The organism is Flavobacterium sp. J27, from assembly GCF_004303025.1.
In the GTDB taxonomy this organism is placed as follows: domain Bacteria; phylum Bacteroidota; class Bacteroidia; order Flavobacteriales; family Flavobacteriaceae; genus Flavobacterium.
In genome coordinates, this window is the sequence record NZ_PJQW01000005.1 from 283,206 (window position 1) to 309,108 (window position 25,903).

The 25,903-nt window shown below is 32.2% G+C and carries 34 protein-coding genes; 26 read left to right on the forward strand and 8 right to left on the reverse strand.

What is annotated here, in order from left to right:
* Nucleotides 1-45: 45 nt before the first annotated feature.
* Nucleotides 46-807, reverse strand: coding sequence for an SDR family NAD(P)-dependent oxidoreductase (locus CX675_RS09190; protein WP_130734942.1), 762 nt, complete (start codon nt 805-807; stop codon nt 46-48).
* 90 nt (nt 808-897) lie between these two features.
* Nucleotides 898-1,815 carry an AraC family transcriptional regulator gene (locus CX675_RS09195; RefSeq protein WP_130734943.1) on the reverse strand — a complete coding sequence of 306 codons (918 nt, stop codon included), beginning with the start codon at nt 1,813-1,815 and terminating at the stop codon, nt 898-900.
* A gap of 129 nt (nt 1,816-1,944) precedes the next feature.
* Here CX675_RS09195 and CX675_RS09200 point away from each other — a divergent pair, with 129 nt between their 5' ends.
* From CX675_RS09200 to CX675_RS09315, 24 genes are all read left to right on the forward strand, one after another.
* Nucleotides 1,945-2,646 (forward strand): carboxypeptidase-like regulatory domain-containing protein, encoded by a 702-nt coding sequence (locus CX675_RS09200; RefSeq protein WP_130734944.1) that lies wholly within the window; start codon nt 1,945-1,947, stop codon nt 2,644-2,646.
* Nucleotides 2,639-3,652, forward strand: coding sequence for a transglutaminase domain-containing protein (locus CX675_RS09205; RefSeq protein ID WP_130734945.1), 1,014 nt, complete (start codon nt 2,639-2,641; stop codon nt 3,650-3,652). Before CX675_RS09200 ends, CX675_RS09205 begins: the two co-directional genes overlap by 8 nt.
* 244 nt (nt 3,653-3,896) lie before the next feature.
* Entirely contained in the window at nt 3,897-4,592 is a 696-nt protein-coding gene (locus tag CX675_RS09210) for an NUDIX domain-containing protein (RefSeq protein WP_130734946.1), read from the forward strand.
* Nucleotides 4,593-4,663: 71 nt separating this feature from the next.
* Nucleotides 4,664-5,494, forward strand: a complete 831-nt coding sequence (prs, locus tag CX675_RS09215; RefSeq protein WP_130734947.1) for a ribose-phosphate diphosphokinase — start codon at nt 4,664-4,666, stop codon at nt 5,492-5,494.
* An 83-nt stretch (nt 5,495-5,577) separates the two neighbouring features.
* Nucleotides 5,578-6,429 carry an ADP-ribosylglycohydrolase family protein gene (locus CX675_RS09220; RefSeq protein WP_130734948.1) on the forward strand — a complete coding sequence of 284 codons (852 nt, stop codon included), beginning with the start codon at nt 5,578-5,580 and terminating at the stop codon, nt 6,427-6,429.
* 13 nt (nt 6,430-6,442) lie between these two features.
* Nucleotides 6,443-7,273: a TIGR02452 family protein gene (locus CX675_RS09225; protein ID WP_130734949.1), complete on the forward strand. Its 831-nt coding sequence runs from the start codon at nt 6,443-6,445 to the stop codon at nt 7,271-7,273.
* On the forward strand, nt 7,273-8,247 hold the full coding sequence (locus CX675_RS09230; protein ID WP_130734950.1) for an ADP-ribosylglycohydrolase family protein: 975 nt from the start codon (nt 7,273-7,275) through the stop codon (nt 8,245-8,247). Before CX675_RS09225 ends, CX675_RS09230 begins: the two co-directional genes overlap by 1 nt.
* Nucleotides 8,231-8,728 (forward strand): NADAR family protein, encoded by a 498-nt coding sequence (locus CX675_RS09235; RefSeq protein WP_370277665.1) that lies wholly within the window; start codon nt 8,231-8,233, stop codon nt 8,726-8,728. Before CX675_RS09230 ends, CX675_RS09235 begins: the two co-directional genes overlap by 17 nt.
* A 54-nt stretch (nt 8,729-8,782) precedes the next feature.
* Complete coding sequence (locus CX675_RS09240) at nt 8,783-9,340, forward strand: 2OG-Fe(II) oxygenase (RefSeq protein ID WP_130734951.1); 558 nt, start codon at nt 8,783-8,785, stop codon at nt 9,338-9,340.
* A gap of 4 nt (nt 9,341-9,344) precedes the next feature.
* Nucleotides 9,345-9,791 carry an NADAR family protein gene (locus CX675_RS09245; protein WP_130734952.1) on the forward strand — a complete coding sequence of 149 codons (447 nt, stop codon included), beginning with the start codon at nt 9,345-9,347 and terminating at the stop codon, nt 9,789-9,791.
* A complete protein-coding gene (locus CX675_RS09250; protein ID WP_130734953.1) occupies nt 9,788-10,387 on the forward strand; it encodes a DUF4291 domain-containing protein in 600 nt (199 codons plus the stop codon). The genes CX675_RS09245 and CX675_RS09250 overlap by 4 nt, the downstream gene beginning before the upstream one ends.
* Nucleotides 10,388-10,401: 14 nt before the next feature.
* Nucleotides 10,402-10,818, forward strand: a complete 417-nt coding sequence (locus CX675_RS09255) for an ADP-ribosylation/crystallin J1 (protein ID WP_130734954.1) — start codon at nt 10,402-10,404, stop codon at nt 10,816-10,818.
* Between the two features lie 106 nt (nt 10,819-10,924).
* Entirely contained in the window at nt 10,925-11,614 is a 690-nt protein-coding gene (locus CX675_RS09260; RefSeq protein WP_130734955.1) for a Sir2 family NAD-dependent protein deacetylase, read from the forward strand.
* Nucleotides 11,615-11,794: 180 nt separating this feature from the next.
* Entirely contained in the window at nt 11,795-12,664 is an 870-nt protein-coding gene (locus CX675_RS09265) for an MBL fold metallo-hydrolase (RefSeq protein ID WP_130734956.1), read from the forward strand.
* A gap of 10 nt (nt 12,665-12,674) precedes the next feature.
* On the forward strand, nt 12,675-13,145 hold the full coding sequence (locus CX675_RS09270; RefSeq protein WP_130734957.1) for a macro domain-containing protein: 471 nt from the start codon (nt 12,675-12,677) through the stop codon (nt 13,143-13,145).
* 2 nt (nt 13,146-13,147) lie between these two features.
* Complete coding sequence (locus CX675_RS09275) at nt 13,148-13,669, forward strand: O-acetyl-ADP-ribose deacetylase (RefSeq protein WP_130734958.1); 522 nt, start codon at nt 13,148-13,150, stop codon at nt 13,667-13,669.
* Entirely contained in the window at nt 13,659-14,306 is a 648-nt protein-coding gene (locus CX675_RS09280) for a DUF4291 domain-containing protein (RefSeq protein WP_130734959.1), read from the forward strand. Before CX675_RS09275 ends, CX675_RS09280 begins: the two co-directional genes overlap by 11 nt.
* 13 nt (nt 14,307-14,319) lie before the next feature.
* The gene (locus tag CX675_RS09285) at nt 14,320-14,862 is read left to right on the forward strand and encodes an RNA 2'-phosphotransferase (protein ID WP_130734960.1); all 543 of its coding nucleotides are present in this window, start codon (nt 14,320-14,322) and stop codon (nt 14,860-14,862) included.
* Between the two features lie 2 nt (nt 14,863-14,864).
* Nucleotides 14,865-15,467: a macro domain-containing protein gene (locus tag CX675_RS09290; protein WP_130734961.1), complete on the forward strand. Its 603-nt coding sequence runs from the start codon at nt 14,865-14,867 to the stop codon at nt 15,465-15,467.
* 1 nt (nt 15,468) lies between these two features.
* Entirely contained in the window at nt 15,469-16,200 is a 732-nt protein-coding gene (locus CX675_RS09295; protein ID WP_130734962.1) for a metallophosphoesterase, read from the forward strand.
* Nucleotides 16,201-16,303: 103 nt separating this feature from the next.
* Nucleotides 16,304-16,639 carry a hypothetical protein gene (locus tag CX675_RS09300; RefSeq protein WP_130734963.1) on the forward strand — a complete coding sequence of 112 codons (336 nt, stop codon included), beginning with the start codon at nt 16,304-16,306 and terminating at the stop codon, nt 16,637-16,639.
* A 2-nt stretch (nt 16,640-16,641) separates the two neighbouring features.
* Nucleotides 16,642-17,505, forward strand: a complete 864-nt coding sequence (locus CX675_RS09305) for a hypothetical protein (protein ID WP_130734964.1) — start codon at nt 16,642-16,644, stop codon at nt 17,503-17,505.
* Nucleotides 17,506-18,576, forward strand: coding sequence for an adenylosuccinate synthetase (locus tag CX675_RS09310; RefSeq protein WP_130734965.1), 1,071 nt, complete (start codon nt 17,506-17,508; stop codon nt 18,574-18,576).
* A gap of 7 nt (nt 18,577-18,583) precedes the next feature.
* A complete protein-coding gene (locus tag CX675_RS09315; RefSeq protein ID WP_130734966.1) occupies nt 18,584-20,035 on the forward strand; it encodes a nicotinate phosphoribosyltransferase in 1,452 nt (483 codons plus the stop codon).
* A gap of 43 nt (nt 20,036-20,078) precedes the next feature.
* On the opposite strand, the gene nadD is transcribed toward CX675_RS09315, so the two are convergent.
* The 6 genes from nadD to CX675_RS09345 all read right to left on the reverse strand — a co-directional run bounded on the left by nadD (nt 20,079) and on the right by CX675_RS09345 (nt 24,013).
* Complete coding sequence (gene nadD / locus CX675_RS09320) at nt 20,079-20,660, reverse strand: nicotinate (nicotinamide) nucleotide adenylyltransferase (RefSeq protein ID WP_130734967.1); 582 nt, start codon at nt 20,658-20,660, stop codon at nt 20,079-20,081.
* 66 nt (nt 20,661-20,726) lie between these two features.
* Nucleotides 20,727-21,092 carry a four helix bundle protein gene (locus CX675_RS19990; protein WP_205728619.1) on the reverse strand — a complete coding sequence of 122 codons (366 nt, stop codon included), beginning with the start codon at nt 21,090-21,092 and terminating at the stop codon, nt 20,727-20,729.
* 72 nt (nt 21,093-21,164) lie between these two features.
* Nucleotides 21,165-21,737, reverse strand: coding sequence for a guanylate kinase (gmk, locus tag CX675_RS09330; RefSeq protein ID WP_130734969.1), 573 nt, complete (start codon nt 21,735-21,737; stop codon nt 21,165-21,167).
* An 81-nt stretch (nt 21,738-21,818) separates the two neighbouring features.
* Nucleotides 21,819-22,679, reverse strand: a complete 861-nt coding sequence (locus CX675_RS09335) for a YicC/YloC family endoribonuclease (RefSeq protein WP_130734970.1) — start codon at nt 22,677-22,679, stop codon at nt 21,819-21,821.
* A gap of 87 nt (nt 22,680-22,766) precedes the next feature.
* The gene (locus tag CX675_RS09340; RefSeq protein ID WP_130734971.1) at nt 22,767-23,663 is read right to left on the reverse strand and encodes a DMT family transporter; all 897 of its coding nucleotides are present in this window, start codon (nt 23,661-23,663) and stop codon (nt 22,767-22,769) included.
* The gene (locus tag CX675_RS09345) at nt 23,663-24,013 is read right to left on the reverse strand and encodes an arsenate reductase family protein (RefSeq protein WP_130734972.1); all 351 of its coding nucleotides are present in this window, start codon (nt 24,011-24,013) and stop codon (nt 23,663-23,665) included. The genes CX675_RS09340 and CX675_RS09345 overlap by 1 nt, the downstream gene beginning before the upstream one ends.
* A 163-nt stretch (nt 24,014-24,176) precedes the next feature.
* On the opposite strand from CX675_RS09345, the gene CX675_RS09350 reads away from it, so the two are divergent.
* The gene (locus CX675_RS09350) at nt 24,177-24,635 is read left to right on the forward strand and encodes a DinB family protein (protein WP_130734973.1); all 459 of its coding nucleotides are present in this window, start codon (nt 24,177-24,179) and stop codon (nt 24,633-24,635) included.
* Between the two features lie 28 nt (nt 24,636-24,663).
* Nucleotides 24,664-25,809: a cystathionine gamma-synthase gene (locus tag CX675_RS09355; protein WP_130734974.1), complete on the forward strand. Its 1,146-nt coding sequence runs from the start codon at nt 24,664-24,666 to the stop codon at nt 25,807-25,809.
* Nucleotides 25,810-25,903 lie beyond the last annotated feature (94 nt).

The following is a 25,903-nucleotide window of genomic DNA, read 5'->3' on the forward strand; positions in this document are numbered from 1 at the left end:
AAAAGAGCCTTTTTAAAGGCTCTTTTTTTATAAGGTAAGTTATTTTTATAACATCATACCACCAGAAATCTCAATTCTTTGACCGTTAATCCAGCTCGCTTCGTCTGTACATAAAAAGGCTACTATACCACCAATATCATCAGGGAGCCCCACTCTTCCCAGAGCAGTTACAGAGGATAAGAACTGATTTAAATCTTTATTGTCTCTTACCACACCACCTCCAAAGTCGGTTTCTATAGCTCCTGGCGCAATTGTGTTTACTCTTATTCTTCTCGCTCCAAGTTCCTTTGCTTGATAGCGTGTTAAAACTTCAATACCTCCTTTCATGGTTGCATATGCTGCATAACCTGGTGTGGTAAAACGCGCTAATCCTGTTGAAACATTTACAATACCACCACCATCTTGTAATATTGGAACTAATTTTTGTGAAAGAAAATATACTCCTTTTAAATGAATATTAAAAAGTAAATCAAATTGTTCTTCGGTTGTTTCTTCAAAAGAAGCATGTATACCAATGCCTGCATTATTGATTAAGAAATCAATCTTTTCGGCTTGAAAATTTTCTTTTAAAACAGTAACCAAAGAGTTTTTAAAGGTGTCAAAAGTATTGCTTTTGGAAGTGTCTAACTGAATACTCGCTGCTTTTTGACCTAATTGTTCAATTTCAGTAACTACTTTTTTAGCTTCTACTTCATTACTATGATAGGTGAAAATAACATCGATTCCTTTTTTTGCTAAACTGACAACCATGTTTTTTCCTAAACCACGGCTACCACCTGTTACTAATGCAATTTTGTTTTTGTTCATGATTATTTCTTATTATGATTACAGGAACAAAGGTATTTATTGAAAAACCTTAGGAGTTACAACTAACAAGTAAAAAATTGTAAATTTCAATCAATTTGAGGTGGACCTGTATTTTAATGGCGTGAGCGAAGTTTGTTTCTTAAAAAAGTTGGAAAAATGAGATAGTTCTTCAAAACCCAAACCAAAGGAAATATCTGAAATATTCCAATCCGTTTGATGCAAGAGTATTTTAGCTTCTTTAAGAATGCGATTGTTAATGATGCTAGTTGTAGTTTTACCGGTGCTTTCTTTCAGTACTTTGTTTAAATGATTCACATGGATAGACAATCGATCAGCATATTCTTTGGCAGTTTTTAATTCTAAACGTTGCTGCGGTGCTTCAATCGGAAACTGACGCTCTAATAATTCAATAAAAAGAGAAGTAATTCTGCTAGTCGCATTCACTTCCGAATAGGTTGCATTTACAGGTTGTAATTTCTGACCTTGATGAATCAATTCTAACACATACATACGCAACAAATCATATTTATAGGCATAATCGGAATTGATTTCCTTTTGCATTTTTTCAAAAATATAAGAAAACTCTTTTACTTGTGCATCTGTAAGTTCAAAAATTGGATACCCATTGGGTTGAAAAATAGGTAAGCTGTTCAAAGCAAGCTGACTTTGGCTTTTAACCAAAAAATCTTCCGTAAAGACACAAAAATAACCTTCTTGATTTTCGTCCAATGGATAATAATGATAAGGAATTTTTGGCGTTGCAAACAACAAAGCGTTGGTGTCTATATTGAAGGTTCTATCTGCATATTCAGCCTTGTTTTTACCACTAATCAAACTTATTTTATAATACGATCTTCTATTGTAAGGCATAACAGCTTGTTCTTTGTATTTGGCCATCACTTTAGGAATCTCAAAAACATTAAAATGACCAATGTCTTCCTTAACATCATGGGGTAAGGCTACATTTATGTCGTTGTAAAATGCTTCTATTGATATGGGGTGTTTCATAGTTTCTTTTTTACAAAAATCAAATATACTAATTTTATTGATAAAAATATTTTTTTAAAGATAGTAGTAGAAAAGTACTACTGTCTTTAAATATAATTCCTTATATTTGATAGTATAAGACCTATTGCTATGCACCAAAAAACAACCCTTTCCATAAATACTCCTTGTGTAGAAAAATTCGATAACTTTTTGCAAACTGAAAAAGGAGGTTTTTGTACTATTTGTCAGAAGGAAGTAATCGATTTTAGAAATTGGACTGATGAAGCTATTGCAAATCATTTTAACACCACTACGCAAAAAACTTGCGGTTTGTTTAAAGAAGCCCAACTGAAAACCTATTCTCGCGAAAAAAATGAAATGCTACTTAAGAGAAAAAGTTATTTAAATATAGGTTTAGCAAGCTTTTCTTTGTTGTCTTTATTCGCAGTTGGTACTGCAAGTGCGCAAACTAAAGGAAAACCAGAAATCGTACAAACACCAAACCAGCAAAAACAGAACCCACAAACGGAAGGTATAATAGTAAGGGGAGTTGTTTATGATAAGTTAGGCCCTTTACCAGGGGCTAATGTTGTTGTAAAAGGGTTATATAAGGGCGTTCAAACAAACCTTAATGGTGAGTTTACTTTTCCAAAACCTTTAATAATTGGAGATGTTTTAATTGTAAGTTATGTTGGATTTAAAACAAAAGAAGTGGTGGTGTCGCAAGAGCCTCTCTCCATTGTATTACTTGATGAAGAAATTGCTTGGATGGGTGAAGTAGCCGTTGCCAGGGAATACCATTCTAAGCCTTCTTTTTTTCAAAGAATTCGTAACTGGTTTAGAAATGAGTAAAAAAGTGCTGTTTGGTATTCTTTTTTATCTACCCTGCATACTTGTTGCGCAGTTGTCTGATTTTAAAACTATCGATTTTACAAAAGCAGATGATGTAGCAGCTCAGTATCAAGGAGCAAGTCTGGAGAGTTTGCCTGTTTTATCCTATAACTTAACCAATAGCTTAACTACTGAGGTTGAGAAATTTAGAGCGTTGTATACTTGGGTATGTAATAATATTGAAAATGACTATTATGCGTCAGAAAAAAATAGCAGTAAAAGGAAGAAATGGTATAATGATAGTCTACAATTAGCAAAATGGGATAAATTATTTACTAAAGAAACTTTTGAAAAATTAAAAAATAAAAAGAAAACAGTTTGTACAGGTTATGCCTATCTTATTAAAGAAATGTCCCAATTTGCAGGTTTAAAATGCGAAATTATAAACGGTTACGGAAGGACCGTTACTAAAAATATTAAAAAGCGAAGTGTTCCAAATCACTCTTGGAATGCGGTATCTCTAAATGATAAATGGTATCTATGCGACGCCACTTGGTCTGCTGGTTTTTATGACATGGGAACCAATCAATTTGTTTCAGATTTTAACGACTCTTATTTTTTATCCGATCCTATAGTTTTTGCTAAAGATCATTATCCATTAGAAAAGAAATGGCTATTATTAGACACTCCTATTACAATTGATTTTTTTTTAAGCGCTCCAATAGTTTATAACAGTACTTATCGCTATGGAATAATGCCAGTTCAGCCTGAAACCTTTGAGATGGAATGTAAAAAAGGACAAGAGGTGATTTTTTATCTTCAAGCTAATAAACCTATTAATACAGATGAATTATCTGCTGAATTAGTTTCAGGTTCTTATAGAAAATCAAATGAAATTATAGTTACTAGATTAAAAGAAAACCTTTTGGAAATTAAAACTACTTTCCATCTAAAAGGGAAATATGATTTTCATTTTAAATTAAACAGAGCCTATTTAATTACCTACAGGGTTGCTATCAAAAAATAAGAATAGCGTTCATTTTCAACGAAACAAGCACAACCTAAAATTGTTTTTATTTTATTTATACAATATAGTTATATCTTATTTATGTTGAATTTATAGTAAGGTTATAGTAACTTTATAATAACCTTATAGCTAATAATATATGATTAAAATTCTAGTATATCTTCAATAAAAGTCTAAAACCAACACGGAAATACTACTTTAAAATAGAAAATAAGCTATCTTTGCGTATTATATACACGTTTTTATGTCTGCAAATCATCAAAATATAAGAATAGCAGTAGATGCTGTTGTTTTTGGCTACCAAAAATCAAAATTATATGTACTATTAATCCAACAAAAATTTGGGAGTCAAAATACCTATTGGGCTTTGCCAGGAGGTTTGGTACAAGAAGATGAAACGCTTATAGAAGCGGTAAAAAGAGAACTTAAAGAAGAAACCAATGTAGGGGTAAACTATTTGGAACAATTATACACCTTTGGTGATGATATAACTCGCGATCCTAGAAATAGAGTTGTTTCGGTTGCTTATTTTGCTTTGGTTGATCCTTCTAAACTTACTTTAATTGCCGATACTGATGCTGATCATGTTTCTTGGGTGGAAGTTGATAAAATGCCTAATTTAGCTTTTGATCATAACGAAATTGTGCAAATGGGTTTGCAAAGACTTAAAAACAAACTTACCTATCAACCTATTGGTTTTGACTTATTGCCTCAAAAATTTCTATTTTCTCAACTAGAGAATTTATATACGACTATTATTGGTAAAGAAATTGACCGTCGTAATTTTAGAAAAAAAATGATGAGTTTTGGTTTTATAATAGAAACTGATGAATTTGCCAACAAAAAAACAGGTCGCCCAGCCAAGTTATATACTTTTAATGTTTCTGAGTATAAACGCCTTGAAAAAGAGGGAATTCACTTTGAAATAAAATTAGTGTAAAAAAAACACAAAATAATATTTTGTCAGAAAAAAATTAAATCATACATTTGTGTAAAATAAACACAAATACTATGATTCTTAACTTAGACCCTCATTTTGCACCACTTGGCATTCAAAATACAATTGCATTTCAAAGTTTTGTTTTTTCTGGTGGTGAGCCGCATATAAAAATTACAGCTGATTTTAGCACTACGCAAACCGTTTGTGTTACGCATAGACTCAATTCTTTTGCAGACTTAGGTTTGTTTTGTTTGGCAATAGATGCTTTACGAAGAATGGGTGTTCAAAAGATTACCGCAGTAGTACCATACTTTCCTGCAGCAAGACAAGATCGTGTAATGATTCCTGGTGAACCTTTATCTGTAAAAGTGTATGCAGATATTATCAATGCTTTGCAACTAGAAAGTATTCACGTTTTTGATCCTCATTCTGAAGTAACACCAGCGGTTTTAAACAACTGTAAAGTGATTCCTAATTATCAATTTATTCAAGAAGTTATTCAGAAAATTGGAAACGAAGTTTTATTGATTTCTCCAGATGGTGGCGCTTTAAAGAAAATCTATAAAGTATCTGAATTTCTAGGAGGTGTTGAGGTAGTGGAATGCAGTAAAAGTAGAGATGTGAAAACAGGAAAATTATCTGGTTTTAAAGTGTATTCAGAAGATTTGGAAGGGAAAGATTGTTTAATTGTAGACGATATATGCGATGGTGGAGGCACTTTTATTGGTTTAGCTGAAGAACTGAAAAATAAAAATGCCGGTCGCTTATACTTAGCAGTGAGTCATGGGATATTCAATAAAGGTTTTGAGAGCCTTCAAGTTTTTGAACGCATTTTTACAACCAATTCTTTTAAAGATATCGAAAACGAAAAAGTAGAAGTAATTCAATTAGAAGTAAAGTAATAGTAGTTCACGTCAGTTCGAGTGTTTTTTATGGAATGAAATGGAGTAAAAAATGTATCGAGAACACATAAAAAAAAGGAAAAATGATTTTAGAAGCAGCAATAGGAGACGCTTACGGAGCAGGTTTTGAATTTCAAGGCGCACATTATATTGAAAAAAACAACAAATTACTTCAATACCATAAACATGGATTATATTCAGAAATCTATAAAAAGTATACAGACGATACTCAAATGGCAATTGCTATTACAGAACTGTTACTAGAAGAAGATAACTGGAGTATTGAAAAAGTAGCTGATAAGTTTGTAACGGCTTTTCATAGAGACAAGAGAAGAGGGTATTCTGATCGGGTTTACAATGCACTTGATGCGAGTACAAACGGTCATGAGTTTATTAGTAATCTAACTTTTCAAAGTACAGGTAATGGATCTGCAATGAGAGCTTATCCAATTGGTTATATTAAGGATATAGAAAAAATGTTATCTTTTTGTGAAATTCAAGCAAGAACATCTCACAATACTGAAGAAGGAATTCTATGCGCTAAAAGAATTGCATTAGCCGTGCATTTTTATCGATATGATTATGATAAAAAAACGGATTTAATCTCTTTCTTGAATGAAACTTTAAAAGAAGATGAAGTTTACGAGGTGGTTTCGCCAATAGATATGCACGGTTATCCCACTACTAAAGCGGTAATAAAAATTGTGTCAGAAGCTACTTCAATGGAAGAATGTTTAAAATATGGAATCGATTTTGGTGGAGATACCGATACAGTGGCAGCTTTGTGTATGGCCATTTTAAGTCAGAAAAAAGATTGTGAAAAAAGGTTACCTACTTTTTTATTTGACGAATTAGAAAATGGCAAGTTTGGAAAAACGTATTTAATGGAACTGGATGAGAAATTAGAACAAAAATTCCTATTAAATACAGAATAGAATATAATAATTAATGTTTGAAAGAAAGAATGTTATGACGAATAGAGGTATGGCTAAAGACACTTTAGCAATTTTAGAAAAAAGAGCATATAAAAATAGAGAAGGAAACCTAGTTAATATAAGTAAAAGTTTAGATAATTGTCTAAAGAATACGGTTTTTTATTCTGCAAATAAACTAGAGGAACTTCTAGAAAATCAAGAAATTGAATCGAAATTTGAGACAGTTTTTGAAGTAGTAAAGAGTACGACTTTAACCGCAATTTTAAAAATAGTTGAAACAGAAGGTTCAAATAAAGTAATGTGTTTGAATTTTGCCTCAGCAAAGAATCCAGGTGGTGGTTTTATCTCTGGAGCTGAAGCGCAAGAAGAAAGTTTAGCTAGAACTTCTGCATTGTATAGTAGTCAATTACAAGCAAGAGTTTTTTACGATACCCACAGAAATATGAAATCATGTATGTATACAGATGGAATGATTTACAGTCCACAAACCCCTGTTTTTAGAAAGGATAGAGGTGAATTATTAAAACAACCAATGTATTGTAATTTCATTACTTCTGCAGCAGTAAATGCTGGTGTCGTTAAAAGGCAAGAACCTGAATTAGAAAATGAGATTGAAGTTGTAATGAGGCGAAGAATAGATAAAATGTTGGCGTTATCCTTAAGTAAAGGAAATGAAGTCTTGATTTTGGGTGCATGGGGTTGTGGTGTGTTTAGGAATGAACCTCAAATGATTGCATCACTATTTAAAGAGCATTTACGAGGCAAATACAAGGGTGCATTTAAAAAAATCATTTTTGCAATTTATACTAAGAATGAGGATTTGTTAAAAACATTTGAAATGTAATGAAAACAACAACAATACATAGTGCTTTATTTGGTGTGGCTGTAGGAGATGCTTTAGGTGTTCCAGTAGAGTTTAAGTCTAGGGAGTATCTTAAAAACAATCCTGTTATTAACATGCAAGAATTTGGGACACATCATCAACCTCTTGGAACTTGGAGCGATGATAGTTCCTTAACGTTTTGTTTAGCGGAGAGTTTATGTCATGGGTATAATATCAATAAGATTGCCAATAATTTTGTGCTTTGGCGCCAAGAACAGCTTTGGACACCACATGGTCGGGTTTTTGATATTGGAATAGCAACAAATTCTGCCATACATTCAATAGAAAGTGGAATAAAACCTCTTTTAGCAGGAGGAACTTCGGAAAGAGATAATGGTAATGGTTCTTTAATGCGAATGTTACCATTGTTGTTTTATGTGAAGGATTTTAGTATAACAAAGAGGTTTGACACTGTAAAAGAAGTTTCTTCCATAACACATGCTCACATTAGATCAGTAATAGCTTGTTTTATCTATATAGAATATGCTTTATTGCTTTTAGAAGGAAAAAATAAAGAAGAAGCTTTCGAAGGAATGAAAGAAAAAGTAAATGGTTTTCTATTTAATAATCCTATTTGTTCGCAAGCAGAAATAGACAAATTTCATAGAGTTTTAGAAAACCAAATTGGAGACTATGAACTAGTCTGGTTAGCTGAATTAAAAGAAAAAGAGATTAGTTCTGGAGGTTATGTTTTGGATAGTTTAGAAGCCAGTTTGTGGTGTGTGCTTACCTCTAGTAGTTATTCTGAAACAGTTTTAAAAGCAGTAAATTTAGGAAGTGATACCGATACTACAGCTGCTATTGCAGGTGGTTTAGCTGGATTATTATATGGTTACGAAAGTATTCCACAAGAATGGATAACCGTTTTAGCAAGAAAAGAAGATATCACAATTTTATGTGATCAAATGAGTGAGAAATATGAAGTACACAATTGAAAAATTAATTTCCGAATTTGAAAAAGGAAAAAGAAATAAGTATGTCTTTTTTTGGGGACACCAAAAGAGTAAAAATAATGAAATAACAGCAAGTTGTTTTAGTCAATGGTGGATTGCTCCTTTTGAAGTTGAAGGTGTTGTTTATCCTTCTGCAGAACATTGGATGATGGCACAAAAAGCAATGCTATTCGATGATTTGGAACAGTACAAAAGAATAATTGAAGCAAAATCACCTGCAGAAGCTAAAGCAATTGGAAGGCAAGTACATAATTTTAATCAAACTATATGGTTAGAAAAAAGAGGCGAAATAGTAATTCAAGGCAATCTTCATAAGTTTACTCAAAATAAAGTGTTAAAAGAATTTTTATTAAACACGAAAGAAAGAGTGCTAGTAGAAGCCAGTCCAGTCGATGCAATTTGGGGGATTGGTTTAACAGCTGATCATGAAATTCAAAGAATCCTAAATTATGGAAAGGATTAAATTTACTAGGTTTTGCTTTAATGGAAGTAAGGGATGAATTAAGAATGATAGGAAATGAAAAAAATAGTTTACAACAAAGACATATTTGTAATAGAAAACTTTTTGTCCAAAGAAGAATGTGAGGAACTCATTCAAAAAAGCGAAGCAATAGGATATGAAGAAGCTAAAGTTCAAACTGGAGTTAATACACAAACGTTATTAAAAAGTGTTAGGGACAATGATAGAATTTTATATAAAGATGAGATGCTAGCAAATAAACTGTATCAAAGAGCATTACCATTTCTATCAAATGAAATTGGGAATTATGATCAAATAGGTCTTAACGAAATGTTCCGTTTTTACAAATACAGTCCTGGACAGCGCTTTAAAATGCATAGAGACGGAAGTTTTAAAAGAAACGAAAGAGAAAAGAGCTTTTTTACTTTTCTAATCTATCTCAATGAAGAATTTGAAGGTGGAGCAACCGAATTTGAAGATTTGTTTACTATCCAACCCAAAACAGGAAGTGCATTAGTTTTTTATCATCCTTATAGGCACGAAGGTAAAATAATTGAAAAAGGTTTTAAATATGCTATACGTAGCGATGTAATGTATAAAATGAAGAAAGAATAGTATCATGAATAATGCAAAAGAAGAAATAAAGTTTTATAGTGAACTAGGATACTATGGTGAATTTTCAAACTTTGCCAATTATCCTGTAAGACTAAATGGTCAGGTATGGCAAACTGCAGAACATTATTTTCAAGCTCAAAAATTCGAAAATAAAGCGTATCAAAATAAGATAGCCAATGCACTCACACCAATGAAAGCTGCAGAATTAGGAAGAAGTAGAAAGGAAAAAATAAAAATGAATTGGGATAAAAAGAAAGATAATGTCATGTATGAGGTTATCAAAGCCAAGTTTATGCAACATGAGGAGTTAAGAAGTTTATTAGTTGGAACTAATAATGCAATTATTGTTGAACATACTGAAAATGATGCGTACTGGGGAGACGGTGGAAATGGAAAGGGCAAAAATAAATTAGGAAAAATTTTAATGAAGGTTAGAGAGGAATTAAAATGAAATCGTATAATGAAATTAGAGCAACTTATAATAAAGACACCATTACAATTTATCAAGCTTATGGGAAGGATATAGCGTTAACAGCAATAAGAAATAAAAAATTCCAAAAACCATTTTCCTTTAACAGAATGACATGGATTAAACCCTCATTTTTATGGTTAATGGAAAGAAGTAATTGGGGAAATAAATCAAATCAAGAGTATATATTAGCCATTAAAATAAAACGAAATAAATGGGAAGAAGCTCTTAGTTTAGGAGTGTTAACTTATCCAGATTCAAAAGTTTACACGACAGGTTATGAATGGGAAGAAAAGTTCGCAAATGCAAAAACACATATTCAATGGGATCCAGAAAGAAATTTTAAAGGAGTAAAACTAAACTATCAATCGATACAAGTAGGAATTAGTAGATTTTTAATCCAAGAATATAATGAAGATTGGATTGTGGATATTGAAGATTACACACCATTAGTAAAAAAAATGAGAGAGCTAATTAAAAATGGGAAATATATTGAAGCACAAAGGCTTCTACCTGTAGAAAAGGTTTATCCTATTGATAATGAAATTGGAAAAAAAATTGCGTTGACCTCTAAATAGAAAACATGAATTGAATGAAAACAACAACTTTATACAGACCAGTGGGCTTAAGAGAAATGGAATTAATTGCAGAAAGTAATTTCTCAGCTTTTCCACCTCGTTTGGAATGGCAACCTATTTTTTATCCAGTAATGAATCAGGAATATGCAGCACAAATCGCCAAAGAATGGAACACACCCGATGAATTTTCAAGTTATTGTGGCATAGTAACGGCTTTTGGAGTAGTTAGTGAGTATTTACAACAATTCGAAATTCAAAATGTAGGTGATAAAAACCATAACGAATTATGGATTCCATCAGAAGAATTAGAAACGTTCAATGAAAACATCGTTGGAGAAATTAAAATTGTACAAGTCTTTTATGGAGAAAAGTATAAACCTTCTCAAAATGAAACTTTGAATAAAAAATTATATAATAAAAATACTTTTTAGTACCTATAGAACAGCGTCAGTTCGAGTGTTTTTACGTAACAAAGTGGAGTGAAAAATGTATCGAGAACCGTTTATAAATAAAAAGTAGAATAAAAAAGATTTAAAAATGAAGAAAATAGCAATATTAACAGGTGCAGGAATTAGTGCGGAAAGCGGAATTCAAACCTTTAGAGATGCGGATGGATTATGGAATAATCACAGAGTGGAAGATGTGGCTTCTCCAGAAGGATGGAGAAAAAATCGCGAATTAGTATTGGATTTTTACAATCAAAGAAGACAACAATTAAAACAAGTGGAACCTAATCAAGCACATCATTTAGTTAAACAACTAGAAGGTTATTTTGAAGTGCAAATCATTACTCAAAATATCGATGACTTGCATGAAAGAGCAGGTTCTAAAAATGTATTACACATTCATGGGGAGTTAAATAAAATGTGTTCTTCTTTGAACAGAAAATTAAGTTATGATTGCTTTGATGATATTAAAATTGGCGATAAAGCAACTGATGGTTCTCAGTTAAGACCTGATATTGTTTGGTTTGGAGAAGATGTGCCATTGTATCCTATTGCTGTCGAATTAGTAGCACAAGCAGATATTTTTATGGTAATCGGGACGTCTTTGCAAGTGTATCCAGCAGCTAATCTTTTGAACTTTATAAAAACCGATGCCCAACTCATCATTATCAACCCAGATCATGATGGAGGAAACTATGGGGGAAGAGCTATTTATGTCAAAGAAAAAGCTACAACTGGAATGCAAAAAGTATTTGATGTTTTGATAAAAGAAGCAAAATAGTGTTTTGAGGTGTCCTTTGCTTCCGCAATCGAGTGTCAAATTTTTGGGAAGGTTTTACAAAAGAAAAACAAGCCGAAACGATTCCGTTAATTGAAAAGTTAAGAATGTAATAAGAAGTAATACAACTCCAGCGGAGTTCAATATTTATAAAAAACAGCTCCAGTGGAGCAAAATGTATTTATGAAACTAACTATACACGGATATTCAACCGCTTTATTTGCTACATGGTATTTTATCGAAGAACTTGGAATCCTTTTTGATGCAGGTGATGGATTGGTATCAGGATTAATGGGGAAATGTGGAAAAATAAAGAAAGTCTTTGTTTCTCATGCAGATCGAGATCATTTAGCAGGATTATTGCAATATAACCAACTCTTTTCTCATATTGGGCCTACTATATATTATCCTAAAGGATCACAATCTTTTCCTTTTTTAGAAGCTTTTTCAAAGAAATTTGATCCACATATCCAAGGAACATTTTGGGAACCAATAGATAAAGGACAACATATAATAATAAAAGAAAGAATTTCAGTAGAGTCTTTAGAAAATGAACATGTTTATACTTCTAATGGAATCATTAAGAGTTTGAGTTATAAAGTATGGGAAACGAAAAAGAAGCTAAAGACAGAATTTCTAGGAATGCCTTCTGAAACGATTAAAAAGATAAGGGAAGAAAAAGGAGAACCATTTTTGATGGAAGAACAAAAAACCAATTTATTATCCTATTCTGGCGATACTCCTGTTGTGGATTATGCTCGTTTTGAAGGTGCGAAAGTATTAATTCATGAAGCTACTTTTTTAACTAAAGAGGAAACGCAAACTAAAAATGATAAAAACAGACATAGCTCTTTAGAAGAAGTTTTTGAAATGGTTGCCAATTGCAATATAGAACAGTTGATTTTAGGACATTTTTCGTCACGATATTATCAAGAAGAAATTGATACTAAAATTAAAGAATTGGTAGCGTTTTATAATATTAAAATACCCGTGTATCGAATACCTATTGGGAAAGTAAGCAAAGCTATTTTGGATGGAAAACCAATAAATTAAATTTAAGGAAATGAAAGAAATTCAATATGTAACAGGAGATGCAACAACTCCAATTGGGAATGATAACAGGATAATAGTTCATATATGTAATGATATAGGAGGTTGGGGAAAAGGCTTTGTGATGGCGCTTTCAAAAAAATGGAAAACTCCAGAAAAGCAATATAGAGAATGGTTCAAATCCAAAGAAAATTTTGAATTAGGAGAGGTTCAATTTGTTGCTGTTGAAGAAGATATATGGGTGGCTAATATGATTGCGCAGCATAAAATTAATAGAGATCAAAAAGGTGAAGTGCCTATTCGTTATGAATCAGTAAAAAAAGCACTTGCCAAAGTCTCAGACTTTGCAAGAAACGAACAAGCATCCGTTCATATGCCAAGAATTGGCTGTGGATTAGCTGGTGGGAAATGGGAATGTATTGAACCTATTATTTTGGAAACACTTTCTAAAAAAGATGTTGAGGTAACAGTTTATGATTTTTAGGGATGATAATTAAGGTAAAACAAGCAGATATTACAACAATAAAAGTTGACGCCATCGTCAATGCCGCTAACACCTCTTTATTAGGAGGAAGCGGTGTAGATGGTGCCATTCATAAAGCAGGAGGAAATGCTATTTTAGAAGCATGTATGGTTATAAGAAACAAACAAGGTGGTTGTAAAGTAGGTGAAGCGGTTATTACTACTGCTGGAAATTTGCCTTCAAAATATGTCATACATACCGTTGGACCAGTTTGGAATGGCGATAAAGAGGAGAAAAGAAAACTGTTAGCCAATTGTTATGTAAATGCATTGCAAATAGCTGAAGAAAATGGAGTAAAAACAATTGTTTTTCCTAATATAAGTACCGGGATTTATGGGTTTCCAAAGAAAGAAGCAGCTCAAATAGTCATCGATACAGTTCAAAAATTTTCAATTAAGAACATAGAAGAAATTACGTTTGTATGCTTTGATGAGGGAAATTACATGTTATACAAACAACTGTTAAAAATTAAAAATGAAAATTAAATTAAAAAAATATACTGAACAAATTTTAGAATGGCCTAAAGAAGGCTATCATATCATGGCGCAATACGACCATGAAAAAATAATCGTTTACCAATCTTATCGAAATGAAATAGGTCATTTTGCAGCTGAAAACCAATTTTTTGGTGGTGCTTTTAGTTTGGATCGAATGACTTGGATTAAACCTAATTTTCTTTGGATGATGTATCGCAATGGTTGGGGAACCAAAGAAGGACAAGAGGTTGTTTTAGCCATACATTTAAAACTTGAAGCGTTTGAAAGGTATTTGAAAGACGCCGTTTATTCTTCTTTTAATCAAGTGGAAGGTATATCACAGGAATCTTGGAAAGAAGCAGTTAAAAATTCAAATGTACGCTTGCAATGGGATCCCGATCATGATCCTTATGGAGACAAATTAGATAGAAGAGCTATTCAAATTGGATTGCGAAACGAACACATTCGTACTTTTTCAAAAGATGATATCCTGTTAATAGAAGATATATCTCCATTTGTTGCAGAACAATATGAGTTTGTAAAAAATAAAGTATTGGATCAGTTGGTAATTCCTGAAGAAAAACCATTTTATTTCTCAGATGAAGAATTGAATAGAAAATTAAAGGTTTCTAAAAGAAACGACTAAAAATGAAGTAGAAATGAATGAAAATATAATAAAAAGCACAAGTAAATTCCTTAGTTTAGTACTAAGGCATGCACCAGAAAAAATAGCCTTAACTCTAGATGAAAACGGATGGGCAAATGTAGAGGAACTTATTATTCAATGTAATAAATTCCATAAGAAATTAGATCATGCGCTATTGGATTACGTAGTAGAAAACAATGATAAAAAAAGATTCGCTTTCAATGAAGACAAAACCAAAATAAGAGCGAGTCAAGGGCATTCCATTTCAGTCGAATTAGAATTGAAAGAAATCGAACCTATTCATTTTTTATACCACGGAACAGTGGATAAATTTTTGCCAGCCATTCGAAAAGAAGGCTTGCTAAAAATGAGCCGACAACACGTACATTTGAGTCAAGATAGAGAAACAGCTATAAAAGTTGGCAGTAGAAGAGGAAAACCTGTTATTTTAAGTATCAATGCACCTAAAATGCATGCAGATGGCTATTCTTTTTATGTGTCAGAAAACGGAGTTTGGTTAACCGATCAAGTACCAGCAGAATATATAGAATTTTAAACATGTTACAAGTTAAATTAGTTTACAGAGAAGAAGCATTAGGCAACGCTTGGAAAGAAGATTTTAAAGATTGTCCAAATGTAGAAATCATAGGACAAGATATTTTAGAAGTTCCTTGCGATGCTATTGTTAGTCCGGCCAATTCTTTTGGTTTTATGGATGGTGGATTGGATTTACATATTTCTGAGAAATTAGGTTGGCATTTACAAGAAAAGTTACAAGCTCAAATTGCTCAATTAGATGAAAAGGAATTACTCATTGGAAAATCTATTACGCTTACTACAGGAAATGATACCATTCCATATTTAATTTCTGCACCTACAATGAGAGTACCTATGAGTTTTAATATTGAAACTTCTGTAAATGCTTATTTAGCTATGAAAGCGATTCTAATAGCTTGTAAAAACAATGAAGCTATTAAGACGGTAGCTATTCCTGGTTTGTGTACAGGCTGTGGACGAATGCCTTTTATTATTGCATCCAATCAAATGTTTTTAGCTTACGATGAAATAATTAATGAAAATTACAAAGACTATCAAACATTTGGAGACACACAAAAGTTTCAATACAGATTAAATGAAAAGGGATTAATTTGGGATTATTAAAATGCAAAAAAGAACTTTAGTTTTTGGAGACATTCATGGTGGTTTAAGAGCTTTACAACAATTGTTTGAAAGAGCAGAAATTACTAGATCGGATACTTTAATTTTCTTAGGAGATTATGTAGATGGTTGGAGTGAATCTGCTCCGGTAATTCAATTTTTAATTGAAACGGCTGAAAAACAGGATTGTATTTTTATCAGAGGCAATCACGACACTTGGTGCATGGATTATTTAGCGACTGGTATTGCTGAAAGGAAATGGCTGTTTCATGGTGGAATTTTAACATTTGAAGCTTATTATGCTTTGGAAAAAAACAAAAAAAGAGACCATTTGAATTTTTTTGAAAAGATGAAAGATTATCATGTTGATGAGCAAAACAGATTGTTTATTCATGCTGGTTTTTCTTCTATGCATGGACCAAGTCATGAAACCTACTCATCTAATTATTCTTGGGATAGAACTTTGTGGGAAACAGCAGTTTCAATGGACAAAAACCTTAACAAGAATAGTGAATTATTTCCAAAAAGATTATTGTTGTTTCATGAGATTTATATTGGTCACACACCTACCATAAATTACGGAATTACAATACCCATGCATAAAGCTAACGTTTGGAATATCGATACAGGTGCAGCTTTTACAGGTAAAATATCGTGTTTAGATATAGAAACGAAAGAATTTTGGCAAAGTGATTCAGTACAATCGTTATATCCAAATGAAAAAGGAAGAAATTAGAAAAAGAAAATCATTATTTATAAGGATATTAATCAAGTAATATAACTGTATCTTTGGAAGAAATGGTGTTTCTAGAACAGTAAGAACTATTAAAAACTAAAAAATGAGTGATAATTTAAAACCAAGATTTGTTGATGCTTTACGAAGAAACAACGATCAAATAAGAGAAGACAGAGCAAACGCTATTGCAGAAGATTCAGAATTAATCTACAGAAGACGTATTGAAGATATCGAATTAAAAATAAAACGTTTGGAAAGAAAACAAGAAAGCAGTATCGATATCAGTCCGTTAGACAAAAACAGTTTAACTTTTGCCGATTTCAATCCAGAAACTTTTGTTCAAAAAGATATTGAATTGTCTTTAAATATTAGAAATTTAAAAATTCAATTCGAAATAGCAAAAACTAGATATGAATATTTATTTGGAAAAACATTTTAATTATGGGAGGAACAAAATATAATTTTAGAGCACGTTTTGATAAAGCTGCAGCTGAAGGATACGCTTCAAAAGCTGCCAATGAAATCTTTAAACAAAACCAATTAAGAAGAGCTCATGAATCAATGAATCCTAACGGAGTAACCTTTAGAGAAGCTAGAGATTCTGAAGCTAACCCTAATTCATACCCCATTATTTTAGGATTAGACGTTACTGGAAGTATGGGGCATATTCCACATGAATTAGTAAAAGAAGGGTTGCCAAAAATAATGGGTGGTATTATTGATGGAGGTGTTCCAGATCCAGCACTTCTTTTTCTTGGTATTGGAGACCATGAATGTGATAGTTATCCATTGCAAGTAGGACAATTTGAATCTGGTGATGAAGAATTAGACATGTGGTTAACCAGAACCTATATCGAATCTGGTGGTGGAGGCAATGCTGGAGAGAGTTATCTGTTAGCTTGGTATTTTGCTGCTTTTCATACACGAACAGATGCCTTTGAAAAAAGAGGTCAAAAAGGCTTGTTATTTACGATTGGAGACGAACCTAATTTAAAAACATTACCTGCTTCTGCCATCAAAGAAATCATGGGTAATGGAGAACAAACGTATAGCGATTTAGAATTATTAGCAGAAGCTAAAAAAAGATACGAAGTGTATCACATTAGTGTTTTACATTCTGGAAGAGCTCAAACAGCAGAAATTGGATGGAAAGAAGTATTAGGAGAAAATTGCATTTCCGTTGAAGATTATAAAACTATTCCAGATGTGATTAAAACCATTGTATGTGAAAGACACAAATCTGGATTTACTGGAGATTCAGGTGTTTCTGGCACAACAGGATTTGATCACATTGATATGTTATAAATGAAAAAAGCCAAAATTGTTATAGGTTTAGGATTTGGAGACGAAGGAAAAGGCATCACCACCGATTTTCTTTGTAGCCAAAATCCTGAAGCTATAGTAATCCGTTTTTCTGGAGGCCAACAAGCGGCACACACTGTAATGCTTAATGGAAAAAAGCATGTGCATTCTAGTTTTGCTAGTGGAGCATTGCGTGGTTTACCTTCGTATTTTAGCGAACATTGCACGATTCATCCGTCTCTTTTGTACAATGAATTTTTGGAATTAAAAGAAAAAGGAGGAAACATCAACTTGTACATTCATCCGTTAGCCAAAATAACTACACCTTTTGATGTTTGGCAAAATAGAAATAATATAAAAAATCTAACACATGGTTCTTGTGGTAAAGGAATTGGTGCTACGATGAAACGTAATGAAGGTCCTTATCAATTATTTGCTATAGACTTAATTGGGCCACAAAATTTCCTAATCGAAAAATTAAAAAATATAGCATCATATTACGGTGTTTCCAATGATAATCAGTTGCAAAACGAAGTTGCCTATTTCTTAGATTGTATCGCAAAAATAGATTGGAAAATTTCTAATTACGATATCTTGGAAAACTATAAAACCCTTATTTTTGAAGGAAGTCAGGGTATCTTATTAGATATGGATCATGGCGTGTTTCCCAATGTAACGTATGCGAATACAACCTCCAAAAATGCAGTAGAGATTTGTAAACAAGTACACATTGAAGATATAGAGTTGTTTTATGTAACAAGATCTTATACGACAAGACATGGAAGCGGTTGGATGCCAAATGAAGAAATGCTTGAACTAATAAATAATGAGGAAGAAACGTGTGTGTTTAACGAGTATCAAAAAGAACTGCGATTTGGAAAAGTAGATGAAGAATTGTTACTTCATGCTTTACGAATAGATCAAATATATTCAAAAGCAACCCAGAAGAGTTTAGTAATTACCTGTTTAGATCAATACAAAAACAACCTTAATATGAATAAATTAAGCGCTACATTTAATGCAATTTATGGTTCTTATGGACCAGAATCAAAATTTTTTAAACAAATAAAATAAAAGTTATATGAACCCATTACTGTTAACCGACGGCTATAAAGTAGATCACCGAAGACAATATCCAAATGGAACGAGTTTAGTATATTCCAATTGGACACCTAGAAAATCTAGAATTGAAGGCATAAATGAAGTGGTATTCTTTGGATTGCAATATTTTATCAAAAAATACATTTTAGAAGATTTTCAAAATCATTTTTTTGCGAAACCCAAAGAAGAAGTGGTGCAAAAATATGCACGTCGTATCAATAACTATTTGGGTGAAAACCAAGTAGGGACACAACACATTGCTGCTTTACATGATTTAGGTTATATTCCAATGGTTTTCAAAGCCTTACCTGAAGGGGTGAGCGTGCCCATTCGTACACCCATGTTTACCATGTATAATACCCAATCGGAATTCTTTTGGTTGACCAATTATTTTGAAACGTTACTTTCAGCAGTAGTTTGGTTACCCTGTAATTCGGCTACTATTGCGAAACAATATCGTAAAATTTTAGACCAATATGCGCAAGATACAGCTTCTATACCTGAGTTTGTAGATTGGCAAGCACATGATTTTTCTATGCGTGGTATGGCTGGTATTGAAGCAGCAGTACTTTCTGCTGCCGGACATTTATTGAGTTTTACAGGAACCGATACCATTCCTGCCATTGATTTTCTGGAAACCTATTACAATGCTAATTCCGATGCCATGTTAATTGGAGGTTCTGTAGCAGCTACAGAGCATTCGGTTATGTGTATGGGAACAACAGAAGGAGAATACAACACGTTTAAACGATTAATTTGTGAGGTGTATCCAAAAGGCATTGTGTCTATCGTTTCCGATACTTGGGATTTATGGAAAGTAGTAACGGATTATTTACCACGATTAAAAGAAGAAATTATAGCGAGAGAAGGTAAAGTGGTAATTCGACCAGATAGTGGCGATCCAATTTATATTTTATGCGGTAACCCGAATGGAAAAACCGAACAAGAAAGAAAAGGTGTTGTAGAGTTGCTTTGGGATACTTTTGGAGGAACAATTAATGCGAAAGGATATAAAGAACTAGTTCCACAAATTGGAGCGATTTATGGAGATAGTATTACGATGGACAGAGCGACTAGAATATGTGAAGAATTAAAGAAAAAAGGATTTGCTTCTACGAATGTGGTTTTGGGAATAGGTTCGTTTACTTATCAATACAATACTAGAGATACGTTTGGTTTTGCCATGAAAGCTACTTATGGTGAAGTAAATGGAGAAGGAAGAGCCATTTTTAAAGATCCTATTACAGATGATGGTACCAAAAAATCGGCAAAAGGGTTAATGAAAATTGAACTTTTAGATGGGAAATACAACTTAAAAGATAAAGTTTCTTGGGAAGAAGAACGACAAGGAGAAATGCAAGAAGTGTTCCGAGATGGAAAATTATTGGTGGATCATACTTTGGAAGATATTCGTAAAAGAGTGAAAGCATAAACTATAAAAAAGCCTTGTTTCATTTAAAAACAAGGCTTTTTTATTACTTTTTATAAAATAAATTATGTTCTACATATTCCCAAACTTTATTCGGTAACATCGGCACTACATTTTTGTTGTTTTTAATGCTATTTCGAATAAAAGTAGAAGACAATTCAATTACTGGAGCTCCAATTCTGTGGATTTTATGATGATTGGCAAATTGGTCATCCATTTCACCCGCATTTAATCTCGGATATACATAAATCTCGTGATTTTGTAGAATGACCTCATAGTTTTTCCACTTGTGTAAGGAATTTAAATTGTCTTCACCCATAATTAAAGAAAATTCATATTTTGGATATTTTTCTTGTAAATGAGCCAATGTATGAACCGTATAGTTAGGCTGAGGAAGTTTAAACTCAATGTCGGAAGGTTGAATATTGGTGTAGTCTTCTGTAGCCAAATGGACCATGTGCAAACGATGATAATCATCCAGCAAAGTGTTTTTCTTTTTATGAGGATTATGAGGGGTAACCACCATCCAAACTTGATCCAAATTGGAATGTTCCGCCATATGATTGGCAATAATCAAATGACCAATATGAATAGGATTAAATGTTCCGAAATATAAACCGATTTTCATGATTTTAGTACTCAGTAGTTAGTTGTTAGTCCTTAGTTTTTAATGTTTTGTGCTAAATTACTGTTTTTATTCTTTTAACTTTTTTGAAAAAGAATGTATCATTTTACTTTCTTCTTCAATCAAAAGCATAATTTCATTAAAAATTTTTTTATCTAAATTGAATTCTAATTCTTTTGCAAGAATAAGTTGTGTTTCTAATTCGTTTAAGGAACCTCTAGAAATATTCAAAAAATGATTGAATGACTTGTCTGTTTGATGACCAAAACCTTCAGCAATATTAGAAGGAATAGATACACTAGCTCTTTTAATTTGACTGGTCAGAGCATAAATCTCTTCTTTAGGGAAATTCTGAGTTAGTTTATATACAAGAACAACAATTCTAATGCCTTTTTGCCAAATAAGTAATTCTCTATAAGACTTAATCCCACTCATAAAATAGTTTATCTAAATACTGACTACTAGAAATTCGCTTTTTACTAAGTACTGAGGACTAACCACTAAGTACTATTTTCCAATAAACTCCTTCACCAATTGATACGCTTCTTCTTTCGCAGTATCTAAATCATAATTTTTAATAATTTTATCAAATTGTGGAGCCGTAGCTAATTCCACCGAAGCTTTAGCAATACGCATATTAATTTTATCTTCACTTTCGGTAGAACGAAGTTTCAATCTGCGTTTTAATTCGTCTACACTTGGAGGTTTTACAAAAACTGCTAAGGTTTCCTCAGGGAATTTGTGTTTAATTCGCAAGCCACCCACCACATCAATATCAAAAATAACATGTTTCCCTAAAGCCCAAATACGTTCCACTTCTTTTTTTAATGTACCGTAAAAATTATTGGTATACACTTCTTCCCATTCAATAAAATCTTCGTTTTTAATGTGCTGTTTGAATGCTTCCCATGAGATAAAATAGTAATCTTTTCCATTTACTTCTTCTCCTCTAGGATCTCTAGTCGCACAAGAGATAGAAAATTCTAAATTTAAATCGGGTTGTTCTAATAAGTGTCTTACAATTGTGGTTTTACCTGATCCAGACGGAGCTGAAAACACAAATAATTTTCCTTTTACCATTCTTAAGTGATTTTGTCACACTGAACTTGTTTCAGTGTCTTTATTTAGATCCTGAAACAAGTTCAGGATAACAAGTTTGAATTATAAAACATTCAATACTTGTTCTTTGATTTTTTCCAATTCATCTTTCATCATAACGACTAATTTCTGCATTTCTGCATGATTCGATTTGGAACCCATGGTATTAATTTCTCTTCCCATTTCTTGAGTAATAAAGCCTAATTTTCTTCCATTAGCTTCGTTACTATTTAGGGTTTCTAAAAAATAATCTAAATGGTTTGTTAAACGTACTTTCTCTTCTGTAATGTCTAATTTTTCTAGATAATAAATTAATTCTTGTTCAAAACGATTCTCATCGACAGTAACATTCAACTCATCTATAGCAGTTTGCAAACGCTCCTTAATGTTTTTGATGCGTTCAGGATCTAGCAATAAAGCCTGTTCCATATAAGAACGAATATTTGCAATGCGTAATTGAAATTCTCTTTCTAGCGATTTTCCTTCATCTTTTCTAAAAGTGAGTATGTTTTCTAAAGCGTCATTAACCACTTGTAAAATTTCATTCCACTCTTTTTCATCAATTTCATCACGTTCAGTTTTAAGTGCATCGGGCATACGAACAGCCATTTTCATTAATTCTGTAGCGTCAGCTTCAGGTAAAATGGCTTTCATTTGAGTAATATACGATTTGATAACTGGAACATTAACTTTTGCAGTTGTTTCTTCTCCAGTTACTTCAATGTATAAAGAAAAGTCTACTTTCCCACGTTCTAATTTTTGTGAAATATCATTGCGTAAGCTCAATTCCATTTCTCTGTAAACAGAAGGCATTCGCATATTCAAATCTATACCTTTACTGTTAAGAGATTTTATTTCAACATTTATTTTTTTATTTGGTAATTGCTTAGTGGCTTTACCAAAACCAGTCATGGATAGTATCATATTGTATTATAAAAAGAAGTCAAAGATAAGAAATAGTGAGAATTGAAGGGTAAAAAGTGACTAGATATTTCGAAATGGAGCTATTTACTAATTATTCTTTAGGGATTGCTTTTTTTGGGTAACCAAATAAACGCCAATAAAAATTAGTAAAGCAGAAACTAATTTCACACTATTTAATTCGTCTTTTTTTAAACTTATGGCTATAATTGTAGCAAATAAAGGTTGTAAATAAATAAAAACGGAAAGAGTGGTAGGTTTTAGTTCTTTCATAGCCATTAAATTAATTAAATAAGCTAGAAAAGTAGTAAATAACACAACAAAACCTATGTTATAATAAATGTTTGTAGGTATATTTTCCCATTCAATAGCTTTAAACTCTTCAATTGCAAAAGGAAATGTAAACACCAAACCAAACGTATAAATCCACTTTATAAAGGTAAAGGCATGGTATTTTGAAATTAATTTTTTAACGATAATAAGATATACAGCATAGGAGGAGGCATTTACAAAAACTAAAAAGTTACCTAAACCAGCATTCGTACTATCTCCGATATCTTTTCCATACAAGATTAAAATGGATGTTCCTGTTAAACCAATTAAAATGCCAAGTACTTTTTTAAATTCTATTTTTTCGCGAAGTAAAATGGCCGATAAAATTAAAACGACTATAGGTGCTGTAACCATAATAACGGAAGCACTAATTGGCGAAGTATAACTCAGTCCTTTGAAAAATGACAATTGATTGATGACAACACCAAATAAGGACGCAGCAATAATGCGCGGAAAGTCTTGAAGCGCAATTTTTTCTTTGGGACCAAAAAAAGTAAGCGACCAAAATAAAATAGAGGCACCAATTACTCTAATTAAAATAAAAGCATATGGTTGCACATAAGTAGGCATAACGTCTTTTGCAATCGTAAAATTGGCCCCATAAATTAAAGCTACAAAAGTGGCTCCAAGAAGCGCTAAAGCTCTTTTACTCATTAGCTTAAAGTTTCAATGGCAGCTTGTGTCGTTTTAGAACTATTTCCCACAAAAATTTTGTCATCTATAACAATTACTGGACGATTTAAAAATGTATAATGTTCTAAGATATAGCGTTTAAAATCTTCTTCTTTTAAATTTTCATCTTTCAATCCCATCTCTTTATATAATTTGGCTCTTTTGCTAAATAAAATTTCATAGCTTTTGGTTAAAGCGTAAATTGCTTCAAGTTGCTTTACAGTAATAGGTTCTTCTTTTATATCTTGAAAAACAAATCCATCTGTATTAGGTAATGATTTTATAATGCGTTTGCAGGTATCACAAGTTTTTAAAAAAAATATTTTTCGCATGAATTGTTTTTTTACAAAAATATAAAATTTTGACCCCAAAAAAGTTTTTTTTAATTTTTAAGGAGTTATTGTTGTTTAGAATTCGTATTGTATTCAGTATTATCTTAACTAAATTTAAGAAAATCTTAAAACTTCTTTTTTGTACCTTCGTAAAAAAGAAAACATGAATACTAGTTTACAAGTTACTATTTCAAGTAGGGAATTATTTCAAAAAATTATAGAAAACTGCACTTTAGAACAGCTTAATAGAGTACCTGATGGATTTAAAAATAATATTATTTGGAATATTGGTCATATTGTTGTTACGCAACAATTGCTTGCCTATAAACTTTCAGGACTAGCAATGATGGTTACTGATGAAATGGTAGCTAAATATCAGAAAGGAACCATTCCTCATGGGACTGTTTCTAAAGATGAAGTGGAAGCAATTAAAAGTTTATTGTTTACTACCATAACAAAAACTCAGGAAGATTTAGATAATGGGTTGTTTCAAAATTACACTGAATACACCGTATCTACTGCAAATTTTACTTTAAGAAGTGTTGAAGATGCTATGCAGTTTACTAATTTTCACGAAGGAATTCATTTAGGTGTAATCTTACAAATTAAAAAATTCGTATAAACTTAATACCTTTGTAAAAAAGAAAGAAATGAAATTTAATACAAAAACAATACATGGTGGACAACATCATGAAAAAGTAACTGGGTCGGTTATGCCACCTGTTTTTCAAACTTCTACTTATGCACAAACCTCTCCTGGGAAACCTGTTGGCGACTATGAATATAGTAGAGCTGCCAATCCAACTAGAACGGCTTTAGAAGATGCTTTAGCGAGTATCGAAAATGGGACAAGAGGGTTGGCTTTCGCGTCAGGATTAGCGGCTACAGATTCTGTAATGAAATTATTGAAGCCTAACGATGAGGTTATTGCAATGGATGATTTATATGGAGGAACTTACAGAATGTTTGCTCGTATTTATCAAGATTTCGGCATCAAATTTCATTTTGTAGACATGACTGATTTACAAAAATTGGAAAGTTTAATCAATAAAAACACCAAGTTGGTTTGGGTAGAAACCCCTACCAATCCTTTAATGAAATTAGCCGATATAGAAGCTATAGCAAAAATCACAAAAAAAAATAATCTTTTATTTGCAGTGGATAATACTTTTGCAACGCCATATTTACAAAAACCATTAGACTTAGGTGCGGACATAGTGATGCATTCTGCAACAAAATACTTAGGAGGTCATTCAGATGTTATTGCTGGTGCTTTAGTTGTTAAAGATGCTCAATTAGGTGAAAAACTACATTTTGCTCAGTTTGCTACTGGTGGCACTTTAGGGCCAATGGATAGTTATTTAGTTCTTAGAGGAATTAAGACTTTACATTTAAGAGTGCAAAGACATTGTGAGAATGGGGCAAAAGTAGCCGAATTCTTAAGTAATCACCCAGCTATAAAAAGAGTATATTATCCTGGTTTAACAAATCATCCACATCATGAAATCGCTAAAAAACAAATGATAGGTGGTTTTGGGGGTATGGTAACCTTTACTTTTAATTCTGGAAAACTAGAAGATGCTGTTCGATTTTTAGAAAGAGTTAAAGTGTTTACATTAGCAGAATCTTTAGGAGGTGTTGAATCATTAGCAAATCATCCAACTTCTATGACTCATGCCTCAGTTCCCGCTGAAAAAAGAGCTGAAATAGGTATCACAGATGATTTAGTGCGATTGAGTGTTGGTGTTGAAGATATTGATGATTTATTAGCTGATTTACAACAAGCTTTGAATTAAAATTAAATTGTAAAACACAATGAGTCGTCCTAAAATAGATTGACAAGTTTTACAATAAATTAATTAAAACCAGTGAAGCTAGCTTCACTGGTTT

Excerpts from the sequence above, each read along its gene's own strand:
- CX675_RS09335 (WP_130734970.1), bottom strand. The coding sequence starts at position 22,679 with ATGATACTATCCATGACTGGTTTTGGTAAAGCCACTAAGCAATTACCA.
- CX675_RS09345 (WP_130734972.1), bottom strand. The coding sequence starts at position 24,013 with ATGCGAAAAATATTTTTTTTAAAAACTTGTGATACCTGCAAACGCATT.
- CX675_RS09245 (WP_130734952.1), top strand. The coding sequence starts at position 9,345 with ATGAATAATGCAAAAGAAGAAATAAAGTTTTATAGTGAACTAGGATAC.
- CX675_RS09240 (WP_130734951.1), top strand. The coding sequence starts at position 8,783 with ATGAAAAAAATAGTTTACAACAAAGACATATTTGTAATAGAAAACTTT.
- CX675_RS09280 (WP_130734959.1), top strand. The coding sequence starts at position 13,659 with ATGAAAATTAAATTAAAAAAATATACTGAACAAATTTTAGAATGGCCT.
- CX675_RS09340 (WP_130734971.1), bottom strand. The coding sequence starts at position 23,663 with ATGAGTAAAAGAGCTTTAGCGCTTCTTGGAGCCACTTTTGTAGCTTTA.
- CX675_RS09305 (WP_130734964.1), top strand. The coding sequence starts at position 16,642 with ATGGGAGGAACAAAATATAATTTTAGAGCACGTTTTGATAAAGCTGCA.
- CX675_RS09350 (WP_130734973.1), top strand. The coding sequence starts at position 24,177 with ATGAATACTAGTTTACAAGTTACTATTTCAAGTAGGGAATTATTTCAA.
- CX675_RS09275 (WP_130734958.1), top strand. The coding sequence starts at position 13,148 with ATGATAATTAAGGTAAAACAAGCAGATATTACAACAATAAAAGTTGAC.
- CX675_RS09310 (WP_130734965.1), top strand. The coding sequence starts at position 17,506 with ATGAAAAAAGCCAAAATTGTTATAGGTTTAGGATTTGGAGACGAAGGA.
- prs (WP_130734947.1), top strand. The coding sequence starts at position 4,664 with ATGATTCTTAACTTAGACCCTCATTTTGCACCACTTGGCATTCAAAAT.
- CX675_RS09255 (WP_130734954.1), top strand. The coding sequence starts at position 10,402 with ATGAAAACAACAACTTTATACAGACCAGTGGGCTTAAGAGAAATGGAA.
- CX675_RS09260 (WP_130734955.1), top strand. The coding sequence starts at position 10,925 with ATGAAGAAAATAGCAATATTAACAGGTGCAGGAATTAGTGCGGAAAGC.
- CX675_RS09235 (WP_370277665.1), top strand. The coding sequence starts at position 8,231 with ATGAAGTACACAATTGAAAAATTAATTTCCGAATTTGAAAAAGGAAAA.
- CX675_RS09265 (WP_130734956.1), top strand. The coding sequence starts at position 11,795 with ATGAAACTAACTATACACGGATATTCAACCGCTTTATTTGCTACATGG.
- CX675_RS09295 (WP_130734962.1), top strand. The coding sequence starts at position 15,469 with ATGCAAAAAAGAACTTTAGTTTTTGGAGACATTCATGGTGGTTTAAGA.
- CX675_RS09205 (WP_130734945.1), top strand. The coding sequence starts at position 2,639 with ATGAGTAAAAAAGTGCTGTTTGGTATTCTTTTTTATCTACCCTGCATA.
- CX675_RS09300 (WP_130734963.1), top strand. The coding sequence starts at position 16,304 with ATGAGTGATAATTTAAAACCAAGATTTGTTGATGCTTTACGAAGAAAC.
- gmk (WP_130734969.1), bottom strand. The coding sequence starts at position 21,737 with ATGGTAAAAGGAAAATTATTTGTGTTTTCAGCTCCGTCTGGATCAGGT.
- CX675_RS09225 (WP_130734949.1), top strand. The coding sequence starts at position 6,443 with ATGTTTGAAAGAAAGAATGTTATGACGAATAGAGGTATGGCTAAAGAC.
- CX675_RS09250 (WP_130734953.1), top strand. The coding sequence starts at position 9,788 with ATGAAATCGTATAATGAAATTAGAGCAACTTATAATAAAGACACCATT.
- CX675_RS09195 (WP_130734943.1), bottom strand. The coding sequence starts at position 1,815 with ATGAAACACCCCATATCAATAGAAGCATTTTACAACGACATAAATGTA.
- CX675_RS09220 (WP_130734948.1), top strand. The coding sequence starts at position 5,578 with ATGATTTTAGAAGCAGCAATAGGAGACGCTTACGGAGCAGGTTTTGAA.
- CX675_RS19990 (WP_205728619.1), bottom strand. The coding sequence starts at position 21,092 with ATGAGTGGGATTAAGTCTTATAGAGAATTACTTATTTGGCAAAAAGGC.
- CX675_RS09210 (WP_130734946.1), top strand. The coding sequence starts at position 3,897 with ATGTCTGCAAATCATCAAAATATAAGAATAGCAGTAGATGCTGTTGTT.
- CX675_RS09190 (WP_130734942.1), bottom strand. The coding sequence starts at position 807 with ATGAACAAAAACAAAATTGCATTAGTAACAGGTGGTAGCCGTGGTTTA.
- CX675_RS09355 (WP_130734974.1), top strand. The coding sequence starts at position 24,664 with ATGAAATTTAATACAAAAACAATACATGGTGGACAACATCATGAAAAA.
- CX675_RS09230 (WP_130734950.1), top strand. The coding sequence starts at position 7,273 with ATGAAAACAACAACAATACATAGTGCTTTATTTGGTGTGGCTGTAGGA.
- CX675_RS09285 (WP_130734960.1), top strand. The coding sequence starts at position 14,320 with ATGAATGAAAATATAATAAAAAGCACAAGTAAATTCCTTAGTTTAGTA.
- CX675_RS09315 (WP_130734966.1), top strand. The coding sequence starts at position 18,584 with ATGAACCCATTACTGTTAACCGACGGCTATAAAGTAGATCACCGAAGA.
- CX675_RS09200 (WP_130734944.1), top strand. The coding sequence starts at position 1,945 with ATGCACCAAAAAACAACCCTTTCCATAAATACTCCTTGTGTAGAAAAA.
- CX675_RS09290 (WP_130734961.1), top strand. The coding sequence starts at position 14,865 with ATGTTACAAGTTAAATTAGTTTACAGAGAAGAAGCATTAGGCAACGCT.
- nadD (WP_130734967.1), bottom strand. The coding sequence starts at position 20,660 with ATGAAAATCGGTTTATATTTCGGAACATTTAATCCTATTCATATTGGT.
- CX675_RS09270 (WP_130734957.1), top strand. The coding sequence starts at position 12,675 with ATGAAAGAAATTCAATATGTAACAGGAGATGCAACAACTCCAATTGGG.